At 54.3% G+C, this 16,605-nt stretch carries 13 protein-coding genes; 4 read left to right on the top strand and 9 right to left on the bottom strand.

Translation table 11 applies throughout. The features are described 5' to 3' along the window. The first annotated feature begins 156 nt into the window (after positions 1-156). From ACYVC2_RS25190 to ACYVC2_RS25205, 4 genes are all read left to right on the top strand, one after another. A complete protein-coding gene (locus tag ACYVC2_RS25190; RefSeq protein ID WP_461106998.1) occupies positions 157-1,008 on the top strand; it encodes a CvfB family protein in 852 nt (283 codons plus the stop codon). Between the two features lie 11 nt (positions 1,009-1,019). Then, a complete protein-coding gene (locus tag ACYVC2_RS25195; protein WP_461107000.1) occupies positions 1,020-1,298 on the top strand; it encodes an Rdx family protein in 279 nt (92 codons plus the stop codon). Positions 1,299-1,427: 129 nt separating this feature from the next. Further along, positions 1,428-3,134 (top strand): IlvD/Edd family dehydratase, encoded by a 1,707-nt coding sequence (locus ACYVC2_RS25200; RefSeq protein ID WP_461107002.1) that lies wholly within the window; start codon positions 1,428-1,430, stop codon positions 3,132-3,134. A 126-nt stretch (positions 3,135-3,260) separates the two neighbouring features. Then, on the top strand, positions 3,261-4,028 hold the full coding sequence (locus ACYVC2_RS25205) for an SDR family NAD(P)-dependent oxidoreductase (RefSeq protein ID WP_461107004.1): 768 nt from the start codon (positions 3,261-3,263) through the stop codon (positions 4,026-4,028). Between the two features lie 52 nt (positions 4,029-4,080). On the opposite strand, the gene ACYVC2_RS25210 is transcribed toward ACYVC2_RS25205, so the two are convergent. The 9 genes from ACYVC2_RS25210 to ACYVC2_RS25250 form a co-directional block, all read right to left on the bottom strand. Further along, positions 4,081-4,521 (bottom strand): carboxymuconolactone decarboxylase family protein, encoded by a 441-nt coding sequence (locus ACYVC2_RS25210; RefSeq protein WP_461107006.1) that lies wholly within the window; start codon positions 4,519-4,521, stop codon positions 4,081-4,083. Between the two features lie 106 nt (positions 4,522-4,627). Beyond that, the gene (locus tag ACYVC2_RS25215) at positions 4,628-5,200 is read right to left on the bottom strand and encodes a Crp/Fnr family transcriptional regulator (protein WP_461107008.1); all 573 of its coding nucleotides are present in this window, start codon (positions 5,198-5,200) and stop codon (positions 4,628-4,630) included. 13 nt (positions 5,201-5,213) lie between these two features. Then, positions 5,214-6,137: an EamA family transporter gene (locus ACYVC2_RS25220; protein WP_461107010.1), complete on the bottom strand. Its 924-nt coding sequence runs from the start codon at positions 6,135-6,137 to the stop codon at positions 5,214-5,216. A gap of 118 nt (positions 6,138-6,255) precedes the next feature. Continuing rightward, positions 6,256-7,686 carry a leucine-rich repeat domain-containing protein gene (locus ACYVC2_RS25225; RefSeq protein WP_461107012.1) on the bottom strand — a complete coding sequence of 477 codons (1,431 nt, stop codon included), beginning with the start codon at positions 7,684-7,686 and terminating at the stop codon, positions 6,256-6,258. A gap of 143 nt (positions 7,687-7,829) precedes the next feature. Then, positions 7,830-10,655, bottom strand: coding sequence for a M16 family metallopeptidase (locus ACYVC2_RS25230; RefSeq protein ID WP_461107014.1), 2,826 nt, complete (start codon positions 10,653-10,655; stop codon positions 7,830-7,832). 147 nt (positions 10,656-10,802) lie between these two features. Then, positions 10,803-13,652 carry a M16 family metallopeptidase gene (locus tag ACYVC2_RS25235; RefSeq protein WP_461107016.1) on the bottom strand — a complete coding sequence of 950 codons (2,850 nt, stop codon included), beginning with the start codon at positions 13,650-13,652 and terminating at the stop codon, positions 10,803-10,805. 215 nt (positions 13,653-13,867) lie between these two features. Further along, a complete protein-coding gene (locus ACYVC2_RS25240; RefSeq protein ID WP_461107018.1) occupies positions 13,868-14,656 on the bottom strand; it encodes a LytR/AlgR family response regulator transcription factor in 789 nt (262 codons plus the stop codon). 139 nt (positions 14,657-14,795) lie between these two features. After that, positions 14,796-15,845 (bottom strand): sensor histidine kinase, encoded by a 1,050-nt coding sequence (locus tag ACYVC2_RS25245; protein ID WP_461107020.1) that lies wholly within the window; start codon positions 15,843-15,845, stop codon positions 14,796-14,798. Continuing rightward, a complete protein-coding gene (locus ACYVC2_RS25250; protein ID WP_461107023.1) occupies positions 15,826-16,518 on the bottom strand; it encodes an ABC transporter ATP-binding protein in 693 nt (230 codons plus the stop codon). Before ACYVC2_RS25250 ends, ACYVC2_RS25245 begins: the two co-directional genes overlap by 20 nt. Positions 16,519-16,605 lie beyond the last annotated feature (87 nt).

Genomic DNA, 16,605 nt, shown 5'->3' on the forward strand with positions numbered 1-16,605 from the left:
CTCATGTAGTGCAGGCCACTCCGGTAAAACTGACTGAGGGTCAGGGCCTTATCCTGCATTAAAAAGTCAGTAAACGAAGACCTTGCTGTTCGGGTAGCAGGCTGGGCGAAAATGCATATCTTTCGACCCAGATACGGTGTAGCAGCCTTTATCAGTATGATTGAAATTGGACGAATGAATACTCTGACCGCCCTGCGTCAGACCAGTGTCGGTTTTTTTCTCGGTGATTTGTCGGATCGCCGATCGCAGGATTTTAACAACGATATTCTACTCCCGAACAAATACGTGCCCAGCACGCTTGCGGTAGATGATGAGATCGATGTATTCGTGTATACCGACTCTGAAGACCGGCCCATCGCTACTACCCTGACGCCCGCCATCCAGCGGAATGAATTCGCCAGCCTGCAGGTCGTGTCGGTTACCAGTGCAGGCGCTTTTCTGGACTGGGGGCTGGAAAAAGACCTGCTGGTGCCCCACCGCGAACAACAGCGTCCCATGGATGTCGGGCAGTGGTACGTGGTGTTTATGTACCTCGATCGGCGAACGGACCGGCTGGTCGCTTCGAGCAAGCTTAGCCGGTTTCTGGACCCCGATGTGGGCGACCTGTACGTGGGCGAAGAGGTGCAATTGCTGGCCTACGAAACAACCGATCTGGGCATGAACGTGATCATCAACAACCGCTACAAGGGGCTGATTTATGCCAACGAAATTTTTCGCACCGTACGGCCCGGCGATCCGCTCATTGGCTACATCAAAACTCTCCGCGACGATGGTCTCGTGGACGTGAGCCTGCAAAAAGCCGGGTATGAGAACGTTGAGCCCAACGCCCAGCGGATTCTGGCCACGCTGAAAGCCGAAAATGGGTTTCTGCCCCTGACCGACAACAGCCCGCCCGAAGCTATTTACAAAGCGCTGGAGATGAGTAAGAAAACGTTCAAAAAAGCCATCGGTACGCTCTACCGCGAACGCAGGATAGTGCTGGAAAAGACCGGGATTCGACTGGTCTAAAGCATCCGATTATGAAACCTACCATTACCCTGGAATATTGCCCAAAATGCGGTTGGCTCTTGCGGGCGGCCTGGATGGCTCAGGAACTGCTGACCACTTTCACCGACGACCTGCATGGCGTGTTGTTGCACCCGTCCGCCTTCAATGGCCGCTTTTCCGTCCGGATCGACGATCAGGTGATCTTCGACCGCAAGGTCGAAGGGCGGTTTCCGGATATCAAGGAATTGAAACAACTCGTTCGCGACGTCGTCAACCCGGCCAAAGACCTGGGGCACTCGGACCGCAAATAACGGTCAATCCAGTAACATACGAACGGATAAATTCCCGGGCTTTCCGCTCCTGCCGTTGAGTGCGGTAGATTAACGGAACGATGGCCTTTTCTCCGCAGTAATCAATCCGTGATTTAACAGACAGTTATAATGCCATTACGCTCCCGAGAATGGTTTGGCCGCACCGGAAAAGACGGCTTTATCTACCGCGCCTGGATGAAAAACCAGGGTTTTCCACATCACGAATTCGAAGGAAAACCCGTTATCGGCATCTGCAACACCTGGTCGGAACTAACTCCCTGCAATGCGCACTTTCGCGAGCTGGCCGAAGCCGTCAAGCGGGGAGTTTGGGAAGCGGGCGGATTCCCGCTCGAATTTCCCGTGATGTCGCTGGGCGAATGCCAGATCAAACCCACGGCCATGCTGTTCCGGAACCTGGCCAGCATGGATGTGGAAGAAAGCATCCGGGGCAATTCCATCGATGGGGTTATTCTGATGTGCGGCTGCGACAAAACGACGCCTTCGCTCGTCATGGGGGCCTGCAGCGTCGATATTCCGACGATGGTGATTTCAGGAGGACCGATGCTGGCGGGCCGGTTTCAGGGACGCAAAATCGGGACGAGCGATCTCTGGCGGTTTGCCGAAGCGTATAAAATTGGGGAAATGAGCCAGAGCGAATTCGTGGCGGCCGAAGCCAGCATGGCCCGCTCGCAGGGGCACTGCGCCGTGATGGGCACCGCCAGCACCATGGCCGCCATGGTCGAATCGCTGGGGCTGGCCCTGCCCGACAACGCCACCATTCCGGCGGCCGATTCGCGCCGGAAAGTGCTGGCCCACCTGACGGGAGCCCGCATGGTCGAGCTGGTGCGCGAAAACATCACTCCGTCGAAACTGCTGACCCGGCAGGCGTTCGAGAATGCGATCATGGTCAATGCGGCCCTCGGCGGTTCCACCAATTTTATCCTGCACCTGACGGCCATTGCCGGGCGGGTCGGCGTCGATCTGTCGCTCGATGATTTCGATACCTTATCGGCCAGAATTCCTCTGCTGGCGAATCTGCAGCCCTCGGGCGAGCACTTTGTCGAAGATTTGTTTTACGCGGGTGGGCTGCCAGCCGTCATCCGCGAACTGCGGCAATACCTGCATAATGATGCGCTGACGGTCAATGGCCGCTCGATCGGCGATAACTGCGCCGAAGCGCAATGCTACGATCCTACGGTGATTGCGTCGGTCGATAACCCATTCAAACCCGAGTCGGGGATTGCCGTGCTACGCGGTAATCTGTGTCCACACGGCGCGGTCCTGAAACCCTCGGCGGCCTCGCCCGAGCTGATGCAGCATACCGGTCGGGCGGTGGTGTTCGAAAACATCGACGATTACAAAGCCCGCATCGACGATCCCGAACTGGACGTCGATCCGACCTGCGTACTGGTGCTGAAAAATGTCGGGCCGAAAGGATATCCCGGAATGCCCGAAGTGGGCAACATGCAGCTGCCGGCCAAGATTCTGGCGCAGGGCATTCACGATATGGTGCGGATCTCGGACGGGCGCATGAGCGGCACCGGTTTCGGGACGGTGGTGCTGCACGTATCACCCGAATCGGCCGTGGGAGGCAATCTGGCACTGGTACAGAACGGCGACCTGATCACGCTCGACGTACACAACCGGAGCCTGCACCTGCACGTATCCGATGAAGAGCTGGCTGCCCGCCTGGTCGCCTTCAAACCGCTCGACCTGGGGTACGACCGGGGGTACGTGAACCTGTATATCCGCCACGTTACCCAGGCTCACGAAGGCGCTGATTTCGACTTTCTGCGCGGAGCTTCCGGCAGCGAAGTCAAACGGGACTCGCACTGACGAATCACCGGAGCTTGCTGACGCCAACTACTCTGGCGTCGGCAAGCTCCGGTTTATCCATTAAAAGTGTTTTGCAACTTGCTGTGGCAGAGCCATCTCAGGCCGAGGTGACTGCCTGGAAATAGTATGACAGATTTTACCAATCAGACGGTATTGATTACCGGTGCCGGGCAGGGAATTGGTTTTGCCATTGCTCAAGCCCTGACGCGTCAGGGAGCCAATGTCGTGCTCAACGACTATGACGACCTGTTGGCCCGGCAGGCGGTAGAGACCATCCAGGCCAGGGAACCGGCGGGCCGCTGCGAAGCGTATCCCGGCGATGCGTCCGACGTGTCGTTTATCCGGCAAATGGTGGCTGAAACCGTTCGCCTGTTCGGTTCGCTGGACATAGCGATCGCTAATGCGGGCATCACGATCTTCGGGGATATTTTCACGACGACGCCCGATGCGTTTCAGAAAATCGTGAACCTCAACCTGCGGGGGAGTTTCTTTCTGGCGCAGACTGCGGCTCTGCAAATGCGGGAGCAGGGGCGGGGCGGGAGCATACTGTTTATGTCGTCGGTGGTCGGGCATCAGGCGCATCCGGGCTTACCGGTCTACAGCATGACCAAAGCTGGGCTGGAGATGCTGGCCAAACAACTGGTTATCGATTTTTCGCCCCTCGGCATCACGGTCAACGCCATTGCGCCGGGCGCTACGCTTACTGAACGGACCCTCGACGACCCCACTTATATCCCGATCTGGTCGCGCATTACCCCGATGGGTCGCCCGGCCACGGTAGACGACATCACGAATGCGGCCCTGTTTCTGGTAGCTCCCGCATCGCGGCACATTACCGGTCAAAGCCTGGTGGTCGACGGAGGCTGGACCAGCATCAGCCCTCCGCCGGTGTAGTCGAGTCTGTTCAGCCGGTCGCGCATTGTTGTGGCCGGCTGAACAGACTCGTTCAATTGAGTGCCGGACTCATACCGGTTGTAATGGCCATCCGATTCCAGGCATTGATGGTAATGATGGCCATCAGGACCTGCGCCAGGTACTTATCTCCCAATACCGTAGCCGCCCGCTTGTAAGTTTCGCTGGAAACATGGTGCCGGATAAAGGTTACTTCTTCGGTCAGGGCCAGAATGGCCTGCTCTGCTTCTGTGAAGAACGGGGTATCCTGCCAGGCGTTCAACGCATAAATACGCTGCTCGGTTTCGCCATGCTGGCGGGCCTCTTTGGTGTGCATATCGATGCAGAAGGCACAGCCATTGAGCTGAGAAGCCCGGATTTTAAGCAAGTCGATGTGGGTGCTTGTCAGGCTGGTCGTGCTCAGGTATTTTTCAAGAGCCATCATCGCTTTGTACGCATCGGGCTCCGTGGCCTGCAGATTCATTCGCTTTTCCATGATTGTTTTCCTGTTTTGTTTGCGACAAAATTGGAACAGGATTCTTCGGGAAATCTTAACCTGGATTAAGAAATGACGCGGAACAAATTGACCCTACGGATACTACTTATCCGCGCCGGCGCCGGATTTTGCTGAGAAACTCGGGCGTAAAGCCCAGATAGGAGGCCAGCATGTACTGCGGAATGCGCTGGACAAACTCGGGAAAGGCACTATTGAACTGATGATAGCGCTGCTCACCCGACTGGTTGTAGATGAAGTACAGCCGCATCTGCGAAGCTGCGTACGCTCGTTGCAGGACGATCCGGAAGTAGCGTTCCATCTGCGGAAGCCTCTCAAATAACGCATCCTGCACCTGCCGCTCCAGAACGACCAGTTCGGAAGGTTCGAGGGCCTGAATATAAAACGCAGACGGCGTTTGCCGGTCCAGGCTCCCGTAATCGCTGATCCACCAGTTGTCGATTCCAAACTGGGTAATCTGCTCATGCCCCTGATCGGTAATAAAAAACATCCGGACGCAACCGCGCAGGATAAAATAATTGGCCGTGCACGTCTGTCCTTCCCGAAGAATAAATGCTTTTTTAGGCCGGGGTTCGTAATTTAAGTAAGTAGCTAGAATAGCCTCTTCATCGCTCGTGAGGGGAACGAACTTTCGGATGTGCGCGTAGAAACTGGCGTACATAGCGGTGGTATAGTCAATATTTACGACCCAGGGTGATGAACACGACCCCCACCAGGGCCACGATGGCGCCCAGAAACGACTGGCTGGAAAAAACTTCGCCCGCAAACAACGTGCCCAGCAGCATGGCTACCACCGGATTGACGAAGGCATAAGTTGCCAGCAAAGGCGGGGGCGCATTCCGGGCCAGCCACGAATACGACGAAAAACCAATGATGCTGCCGAAAATGACCAGATAGATCATGGAGCCAATGGCTTTGATGGGTGCGTCCAGGATGCTCCAGGGCGTGACCGGCTCGATGATCAGGCTAACCACCAGCGAAGCGATACCGCCCACGATCATCTGAATACCACTCGCGACAGGGCCGGAGGGCAACGACAGCCGTGGAGTCAGCAAGGTGCCGATGGCCCAGGCAAAGTTACCGAAGGCCACGAGTCCAACCCCGATCAGCCGCGCGTCGATGCCCGTTGTCGGCTGTAACTTATCAGGTTTAATAAGCAGATAAATCCCGATCAGGCCAATCACCAACCCCGCCAGCGACAGATTACTCGGGCGCTGGCGGCCAAACGAAACCCAGTTGAGGGTGAGCAGGTAAACGGGTAACAGGCCACCCAGCAGAGCCGCCATACCGCTGGGAATGTATTGCAATCCCACCGACAGACACCCATTGGAAATTGTCAGTAGGATGATTCCGAGGAAACCCGCCGAGCGCCACTCCCCCCGCGTCGGGGCCGGGGTACCCGTTAGCCGTGCATAGCCATACAGAATAGAACCGGCGATCAGATACCGCATGGCAATCATATACAAGGGGGGCATCTGTTCGGTCATGAGATGAATGAACAGATACGTCGATCCCCACAGGATATAAACCGAAATTAAATTTCCCCAGAGCGCCAGGCGATTCGGGGGCGGAGAAACAGGTGAGCTAACGGCTTGCATACAAGAGACTTACTAGTGCCGGTATAACCGCAAAATAAGCCAAATTTATCCGCTTCCGGCCAGTTTCTTCAGTCTTTCTAAGATTGATTATGAAAATTCTAAGCAGAATTTTATTTGGTCAGTACGTTACCTGCGTGTGGTTCGCTTCGAGCTGTTTAAGTTGAGGAGCGTAAGGGCTGGTCATGGCTTCCCGGCTAAACAACGGATTGCTGCCCATGTACACTTTTTTTAGGTTTTTGATGGACAACAACACGTTCGGAAATTCCTGTAAATTGTTGTTATTCAGGTCCAGCTCTTCCAGGGAGGGCAGTGCCCCCAGCACGTTCGGCGCTACCGAAAACCAGTTGTATCCGACGTCCAGAACCCGTAGCTGGCGTAGGCGCTGGAAATCGGTCGGTAACTGGCTAAGCCGGTTGTGGTGGGCAAAAAGCACCTGCAACCGGCGTAATTTTGCCAGCGAAATAGGTAATTCTTTCAGGTCGTTGTGGGCAATGGCCAGTTGCTCCAGCCGCTTCATACGGCCAAGCTGACGAGGCAGTTCCGTTAGTTTATTGTAGTATAAATCCAGTACTTTCACGTGCTTCAGTCGCCCCATGCTGTTGGGAAGTCGGGTGAGGCTCGCATTGTACAGGTTCAGGTCTGTCAGCCGGTGGAGCCGACGTAATAACCGTACATCGACTTCCTTCAATTGGTTATTGCCCATCCATAGGCTTTCGAGCCGTCGGTTCTGGCGTACCGCTTTTGGAATGTGGGTCAGGCGGTTGCTCTGCAGATTCAGCGAGCGCAGGTGTTTGTTGCGGGTGATGAACACACTGTCGTCGGGGATTGCGTTCCTGTACACGCTCAGCCGTTTCAGACTGGGAATATCGGCCGTCAGGCGGGCAGGCAGCTCGGTTAGGGCGTTGTTCGAAAGATCAAGCTCTTCCAGTTTTGGGAACTGGTACACCAGGTCGGGTACGGTTGAAAGATTCAACTGGTTCAATGCCAGCATCGTAACGGTATCTGGGCGGGTTGTTGCCCGGGCCGCTTCCAGCGTGCTGATGATGCCTGGACCACGCCGGACCGTCCGTTTCTGGGGAATGCTGCCCAACTGCATCATGTTGGTCCAACTGAAACCAGCCTTCGTTTTAATTGGAAATGGATGTTGCTCATACCATTGAGTCATAAGCTGTAGCAACTGAGTTTCCTGCTCGCTGGTCAGATCTTTACCCAGGAATTCGCAAAAGACTCGGTCGAACGTACCATCCGGCGAAATGAACTCGTGCGCCTGAAGAATGATACCGGTAACTGGTAAGCGGGTTTTATTTCGGTTGACGAATGAGAAAAACTGTTGTTGCCGGGCATTGATCGTGTCGAGAAATGGCCGTCCGCGACCAGTAAAAACGGCCCGCTCCCCGGCCGCTCTGGGCAGCGCCGATGGGTATTTACTCGTCAAATGGGAGGGGAACAGGTTTAACCGGGTGGTGTCCTTCAGCAAAACGATACGGTCCTGAGCGTAGCCGGATAAGGTCAACAACCCAGTTACCATGCATAAAAGTAGGGTTTTCATGTGATAAACGATGGTTATAGGTATATGACTATTTTTATAGTTAATTTCCACAAAAAAGTACCGGGATTTTTTTGATTTTACTGACCGTCCACGTTACAAAGACTCAAGGTCGGTCGATCAAATCACATAAATCCCGGTTATGATTAATTCTTCGAACCGCCACTCACCGACGAAGCGGGTTGTTTCTCCGCCATTTTCTTCGCGGCTTTGGCAAAATCACCCGCTTTAATGATCGAAATCTTGGCGGGATCGATGTGCTTTTTCATAGCCGCGTTGACCTGCTCCGGTGTCAGCGATTCGATTTTCTTTTCCAGATCGGCATCCCAGTTCATGGTTCGGTTCAGGTACAGGTAGTTGTTCAGTGTACCGACCAGTGAGGCATCCTGCGCACGCGAAACCATCCGGGCCTGCAAAAGACCCGACCGGGCGGCTTTGATCTCATCGGCCGTAAAGCCTTCTTTAACCGCCTTATCCATTTCTTCCCGGAACGCTTTTTCCAGTCGTTCTGCATTTTCCGGGTTGTAGATGGCATAGGTCATGAACATCCCCGTTTTATCGAACGGGTTGGCCTGCAACTGCGAGCCTACCCCGTAGCTGATCCCTTCTTTCTGCCGAATCCTGACGGCCAGGCGCGAATTCAGGAAACCGCCACCGAGCATGTAGTTGCCCAATACCAGCGCCGGATAATCCGGGTCATCGTCGCGCAGGGGCAGGTTTACACCCGCTACCATAAACGCATTGGCTTTGTCGGGGGCTTCAATGGCCTGGGGCGTCGGTTTGATGTCGTTGAACGGGGTTACCAGTCGGCTGAAGGGTTTCTTGGCTTTCCAGGTGCCGAACTCATCCGTGATCACTTTCCGAATGGCTGGTTCGTCGAAATCGCCGACGACAGCCAGAGTGGCATTTTGAGCACCGTAAAAATCCTTGTGGAACTGCTTCAGCTCATCGAGCTTCAGCGCGTTCACGTCGGCCACGTCTTCATCGGGCGTCGAAGTATAGCGAATGTCCTCTTTGGGGTAGGGGCTCATCTGCCGCTGGAAAGCCGTGAAGGCCAGCGACTGCGGCTCGGACCGCTGCGACTCGATCGACGCCAGTTGTTCCTGCTTCAGCTTATCGAATTCGTTGGCGTCAAAAGCTGGGTGTTTAAGGATATCACCGACAATCCGCAACACAGCGGGCAGGTTTTCTTTCGTGGTTTTGATGCTCACGTTAGCCTGGTTGCCGCCCCCTGACACGCTCACCTGGGCTTTCAGCTTATCCAGCTCATCCTTGATCTGCTGACGCGAACGGGTCGTCGTGCCTTTATCAAGCATCGAGGCCGTAAAGACCGAAACGGCGCTTTTGTTCAGCAGGCTTTTCTGATCGCCATATCGAAGTGTCAGGCGGGCATTCACCTCGTTGCCGCGTGTCGATTTGGGCAACAGCGCCAGTTCGATGGTGTTCGGTTGCTCCGACCGGCGGGTGCGCCCGTCGATATTGGCGGGCGATGGATCGAAGGCTTCGCCCGCGGCTACCAGTGCCCGCCCTTTGTAATCCTTCACCATAGCCGCAATGTCCGGTGCGTTCGGCACATCGACGCGGTCGGGTGCCGGGTCAGGTACGAACAGCCCTACGGTGCGGTTCGAGGGTTTGAAATAGTATTTAGCCACCCGTTGCACATCGGCAGGCGACACTTTTTCAAGCGCATCGCGGTAGAGAAAACCCAGCCGCCAGTCGCCCGTGGCAATGTATTCGCTCATGGCCAGCCCCACGCGCTCGGCGTTTTTAAAGCTAAGTTCGACGTCTTTCAGCAGCTTGGCTTTCGCCCGGTCGATTTCTTCTTTGGACGGGGTTTTGATCGCTACCGAATCCAGAGTCGACAGCAGCGCTACTTTAGCGTCATCCAGCGGCTTGTCTTTCAGCATTTCGGCCGCAAAATATACGTAGCCCGGATCTTTGGTTGTGAACGAATACCCATATTGCTGCGACGCTTTCTTTGTTTCTACCAGCGCTTTATAAAGCCGCCCCGAAGGTTCGTTGGTGAGTAATTCGATGACTACGTCCATCGTCGGGTAGTCGGGATGGGAGCCGGGCATAATGTGGTACAGGGCCGACACCACCTTTGTGTCGCCCACGCGCCGGAGGGTTACCTGCTTTTCGCCGTCCTGCGTCGGTTCGATGCTGTAGGTTGGTTGCAGCACTCGCGTGGGTCGCGGAACTGCCCCAAAATACTCATTGACCAGCGCCAGGGTTTTCGACTCGTCGATTTTACCGGCCACGACCAGTACGGCGTTGTCGGGCTGGTAGAACTTTCGGTAAAAGGCCTGTAGGTTATCAATGGGGACTTTCTCGATGTCCGAGCGGTTTCCGATGGTCGATTTGCCGTAATTGTGCCACAGATACGAAGCCGATACAACCCGTTCGTTCAGCACGTTCTGCGGGGAGTTTTCGCCCATTTCGAACTCATTCCGCACCACCGTAAATTCGGTCGCCAGATCTTCTTTTTTGATAAACGAATTCACCATCCGATCCGCTTCAAGGTCGAGTGCCCACTTCAGGTTCTCGTCTGTGGCGGCAAAGGTTTCGAAGTAGTTTGTGCGGTCGAGCCAGGTTGTGCCGTTGGGCCGGGCACCGTGCGAGGTCAGCTCCTGCGGAATGTTGGGGTGCTTGGTGGACCCTTTGAAGACCATGTGCTCGAGCAGGTGAGCCATACCGGTTTCGCCCAGCCCCTCGTGGCGTGACCCCACCAGGTAAGTGATGTTGACGGTGATGGTGGGTTTGGAGGGATCAGGAAACAGTAGGACTTTGAGTCCGTTTTTGAGATTATACTCCGTGATCCCTTCCACGGAGGCTCCTTTGGTAACGCCCGCGGGCAGCGTAATGGCGGCTGGTTTGTCCTGCGCCGACGCGAACGTCAGACTGCCGATCAGCAGCGAAGCGGCTACAACCTGTCTTCGGGCCCAGGTTGGCAGGGTAAGATGATTTCGCATAAAAAAGTTAGTTGGGTACTAAAAAAACGAATTGGGTATAGATATGAAAAAAATGGGCTATAATCAACCGATTTTACAGTGACGTGACAAAAAAAGGATGAGCGGTCGGAAGTTAAGCCGCCCATCCGTCCGAAAAGTCCCGACAGGTTAGTTTTTGGTGCCTCCGCCCACCGACGAAGCAGGTTGCTTTTCGGCTACCTTTTTCGCAGCTTTTTCAAAATCACCCGCTTTAACCATCGTCAGCTTGTTATAATCGAGGTATTTTTTGAGAACCGCGTTGATTTGCTCCGGGGTCAGGGCCTCGAGTTTTTTGTCGAAATCGGCATCGTAGGCGAAGGTGCGTCCTTCTTTCCTGGACAGGTATTGTGCCCATTTGTTCGCCAGGGCACCATCTTGCGACCGCTCCAATTGTTTTTCCTGCAGCATCGCCGATTTGGCGGCTTTGACCTCGTCGGCCGTTACCCCATCTTTTACCATTTTCTGAATTTCTTCCCGGAACGCATTGTCGAATTTCTCGCCATTCTCTGGATTGTAGATGGCATAAGAGCCGAAGTTGCCGACCTTGTCGCTATCGTCGGCATACACGTACGAACCAACGCCGTAGCTCAGCCCATCTTTCACCCGAATCCGGGTGGCCAGCCGCGAGTTGAGCATGCCCTCGCCCAGAATGTAGTTCGCCATGGCGATCGCGGGGAATTCCGGATCATCGTCGCGCAACGGAAACTGCATACCACCCGCAAAAACGGCACTGGTTTTGTCGTTCGTCTGAATCGACTGCGTTTGTGGCTTCAGGTCAGCGAAGAGCGTCTGCGGAATGCGGGTAAAGGGTTTGGCTGCTTTCCAGCTACCCAGTTCATCTTTGATCATCTTGCGAAGGGTCGGTTCGTCAAACGCACCGACCACGGCTATCGTGGCATTGCTGGCCCCGTAGAAGTTCTTATAGAACTCCCTGATGTCGTTGATTGTCAGTTTATTGATCCCCTCGATCTCTTCGTCGAAGGTCATGGCATAAAATGGGTGGCCTTTCGGGTACGGTTCTGTGATGCGCTGCAGGGTTTTCCACGCAATGGCTTGTGGTTCTTGCTTCTGCGATTCGATCTGGGCCAGGGCTTCCTGTTTCAGCTTATCCAGTTCCGCCTGCGGAAAGGTCGGGTTTTTCAGGTAGTCGGTCACGATCTTCAGCACCGCCGGTAGTTTGTCTTTTTCGGCTTCGATGCGCACTGTGGCCGACTGACCGTACCCATACACATAGGCCTGGGCTTTCAGCTTATCGAGCTCATCCTTGATCTGCTGGAAGGTGCGGGTTTTGGTGCCCCGGTCCAGCATCTGAGCCGTAAACCGACCGGCGAGGCTCTGGTTCATCAGGCTTTTTTCGTCGCCATAGCGCAGCCGGATCTGTATGTTCACCGAATTCCCGCGGGTGCTTTTGGGCAAAAGCGCGTATTTCAGCCCGTTCGCTTCGGCCCCGCGTTTGGTACGCGCGTCGATATTAGCGGGCGACACATCGAAGGCTTCACCGGCGGCCACGGCGATTTCGCCTTTGTAATCCTTTACCAGCGCGGCCACGTCCGGCGACTCCGGAATGTCGGCGCGGTCGGGTTTCTGTTCGGGAATGAACACCCCCACCGTCCGGTTCGAGGGTTTGAAATAAGCAGCCGCTACCCGCTGCACGTCGGCCGGCTGGACCTTACGCAGGGCATCGCGGTAGAGAAACACCAGCCGCCAGTCGCCGGTGGCGATCCATTCGCTCATTTGCAGACCCACACGGTCAGTATTTTTGAAAAGCAGGTCGATGTCTTTCAGTAACTTGGTTTTCGCCCGGTCCACCTCTTCCGCCGTTGGCGCTTTGCGGCTTACCTCATCGAGTGTGGCCAGCATGACCGTCCGCGCCGAGTCGAGCGACTGATCTTTTCGGAGTTCGGCGTAGAAATACGCGAAACCAGGATCGTGCAGCGCCGGGGTCCAGCCATACTGAGAAGCCGCTTTTTTGTTTTCGATCAGCGCTTTGTAAAGCCGTCCCGAAGGCTCATTGGTCAGCACGTCCATCAGCACGTCCATGACCGCATAATCGGGATGCGAACCCGACGGCGTGTGATAAGCAGCCGCAACACCCTGTGTGTCGCCCACGCGCCGGAGGGTCGTCTGCCGTTCGCCATCCTGCGTCGGCTCGACCGAGTAGGTTTTGGGTAATTGGCGGGTAGGGCGGGGGATCGGCCCAAAATACTGACTGACCAGATCCAGGGTTTTGGCTTCGTCGATCTTGCCAGCCACCAGCAACACGGCATTGTCGGGCTGGTAGTAGGTCTGGTAAAAGGCTTTGAGTTTTTCGATCGGTACCCGCTCGATATCTTCCTTCGAACCGATGGTCGATTTGCCGTAATTATGCCACAGGTAGGCCGACGATAGTACCCGCTTTTCGAGGGTCCATTGCGGAGAGTTTTCGCCGATTTCAAACTCATTGCGTACCACCGTAAACTCGGTTTCGAGGTCTTTTTTAGCAATGAATGAATTCACCATACGGTCCGATTCGAGGTCGAGCGCCCACTTGAGATTGCCCTCGTCGGCAGCCGAAAAGGTCTCGAAATAATTAGTCCGGTCGTACCAGGTCGTGCCGTTGGGCCAGGTGCCGTGCTCGGTCAGTTCCTGCATGATGTTTTTGTGCTTCGGCGAGCCTTTAAACACCATATGCTCGAGCAGGTGGGCCATACCGGTTTCGCCCAGCCCCTCGTGGCGGGACCCCACCAGGTAAGTGATGTTGACGGTGATGGTGGGTTTGGAGGGATCAGGAAACAGCAGGACTTTGAGCCCGTTTTTGAGATTATACTCCGTAATCCCTTCTACAGAAGCGATTTTAGTAATGCCTTCCGGCAAGGGGGCTGTCGCTGATTTCGTTTGGGCCAGCGTGAGCGCAGCCGGGCTCAGAAGCAAGATAGCGGCCAGTGCAATCAGGCTGCGTCTAAGGGCCACAGTGGGTTTAATAGCCAAGGAATTGAACATAACCATACGAATTAGTTGGGTGAAGGAAACTATTCGTATAGTTACGAAAAAGGAAACCAAGAGCAAGTTTCGTTAGGTATTTTTAACAGCTGTAGGGTGAGTATTTTTTGCCGGTTTTACCTGGTAATCGACCTGGGCCTTCTGGTTAGCCATCCCGTAGGCCTGCTCAGTCTGGTAATGACGTTTGCCGGTTGGTGAGCGAAGGGTCGTACCAATTACCCCTCGAGCCAATGCTTAAAGGCACTGGCTTTCTCCTTGCTGACAATCAGCTCCAACGCGTCGTTCGGACTTTTCAGGCTTACGGACAGCTTAGTCGTTTCATAAGGGCGGTAGCCCGCTACAGCGTCGAGCTGAATCAGACTCTGGCGATTGGCCCGAAAGAAGCAGGCCGGGTCAACCAGTTCTTCCAGTTCATCGAGGGTTCTGTAATCGGTGATCAGTTTTTTTCCGTCGGTGGTATAGAGATAGATCAGTTCATTGCGGAGGAAATAAGCGATCCCTTCCTGAGGGACCGTAACGATTTGGCGGAGGTGATGGCCGGAAAACCGCCGTTTGAAGGCGGGGGCTGTTGCCGGAGCCGCCATGTGGGCCAGGAAATTTCGGAACTGGTCGCCAAAATCGGCCAGGCCGGGCACGGCCCATCGGTGGAATTTGGCCAGAGCCAGTTTGAGCTCGTCGCGATCGATGGGTTTGAGCAGGTAATCGAGGCTGTTCAGTTTGAAAGCCCGAATGGCGTATTCGTCGTAGGCAGTGGTAAAAATTACGGGCGTGCTCAGATTGACGTGCCGGAAGGCTTCGAAGCTGATTCCATCGGATAGCTGAATGTCGGAAATGATCAGGTCGGGATAAGGTTTCGTATCCAGCCGGTGGCTGTCGAAGTAATCACAGATTGCCTGAACACTCGTCAGCGGCCCGTCGATCACGGCGGTTGGCTCCAGCTGATTCACCAGTTTGTGCAGTTGCCGGGCAATGAGGGGCTCGTCCTCGATCAGCAGAATAGTCATTGGTTGTTATCTGAACGGTGGTTTTGTATTTAAGATGGTCTTCATTATCAGTAGCTTATCGCCTGAGGCTGCCAGTTGATGACCATGGATCGCCATAGATGACCACCCATGACGCCCGGCAATTGACCATGAATGACCATTATTGACCCAATACCAACGGTGCTTTTTCACCCGACAGCAAAGGTAAGAGAACTTGAAAATGGGTGCTCGTTTCCTGAATGGTTACGGGGCGGTCGCTCAAAAAACCGTACAGAAGTTTCAGGTTTTCGAGTCCCTGCTGGTTGGATGTTTCGACCTGTCGTTTCCGTTGAAGCGGATTGCTTACCGACAGATACCCATCCTGCGTGCTCAGAGTAACCGTCAGTGGGCGTGCTTCGCTGATGACGTTGTGTTTGATGGCATTTTCAATTAGAATCTGAAGTGTAACGGGCACAATCTGTTCGTCAAGAGCCGCTTCATCGATGTCGCAACGGATAATGAAAGCCCCATCGAACCGGGTATGCAGGAGCGAAACGTAATTTTTGATGAAGGCCAGTTCCGTTTCCAGGGGTACCAGCGCTTTTTCTTTATGCCGGAGCACATACCGGAATACTTTGGACAACTGCTGAAGAAACTGCCGGGCCAGTACCGGATTGTCGTCGATCAGACTATCCAGCGAAGACAGGCTGTTGAACAGAAAATGGGGGCTGACCTGGTTTTTGAGGCTATCGAGCTGCACCTGTACTTTTTCTTTCTCAAGCTGCGCGTTGCGCAGGGCATTTTCCTGCCAGCGTTTTAACAAATGGCTGGCAATGAAACCCAGACAAATGATGGTGTTGACCAGGAAAACCATCATGCCGATGATAATAAAGCCAAATTTGTTCAGCAGCGTTAAAACAGGCGGGAAGTAGCGAAGCGCGATAAAATAACCAGCCACGATAGCCACAGTTTTAACGATGGTCCAGCCGCCCAGGACCTGAACGATGATGCGCCAGCGTACATTTTTTTCGAAGGGCAGGCGCTGATTCAGCCACTCGTTGAATGCGTAATGGAACATCCAGACCAGGTTCAGCATAATGAACGACATGATGAACAGAAAGGTCTGCACCTGCCAGCTAATGCTGGGAACCATCCACTGGCGGGCCACCATCCCGCCCAGCGCAATCCAGAGGAGCAGCAGCTCGACGTACTTATTGAATTTTATTTTCATGGTTGCCAATGATTCTCCCGTCAGACATTTCGATGATTCGGTCGGTACCGGCGGCAAAATCAGGATCGTGCGTCACCGCGATGATCGTCTGTCCGCGTCGGGCAAGATCGCGAAAAATTGCGAAGACGTTTTCCGTATTGGCTTTGTCCAGGTTTCCCGTGGGTTCGTCGCCCATAATGATAGTCGGATCGTTGATGAGCGCCCGCGCAATGGCTACCCGCTGCTGTTGGCCCCCCGACAGTTTACTGGCCGGTTTTCGGGCGAAAGCGTCCATCCCGATCAGGCGTAGTTTTTCTATGGCCCGGTCTTCAATTTCGTTGACCGGGTATTTTCCCAGCTTAAGGCCGGGCAGCATCACATTCTGCAGAGCCGAAAATTCGGGCAGCAGAAAATGAAACTGAAAGACAAACCCCAGGTGCTCATTGCGGAAATGCGCCAGAAAATCCTGACTACGCCCACTGAGTTTCGCCCCAGCCATTTCGATCTGACCTTCATAGTCGGTATCCATGGTCGAGAGCAGATACAGTAGCGTCGACTTACCACAACCTGATTTCCCGACGATCGACAGAAATTCACCCGCCTGCACGTCGAACGTAATGTCGTTCAGGACCTGAAATTTATCCGGATCGTAGAAATATTTGTTCAGATGCTGGGCAGAAAGGACGGTGTTCATAGACTGTATAATGGATAATGTACAATGAATAATGGTTAATGGATGCGTCGATTCATTTATCGTTGTTCATTGTACATTATCCATTTT

The sequence above is a fragment of the Spirosoma koreense genome (assembly GCF_054777875.1).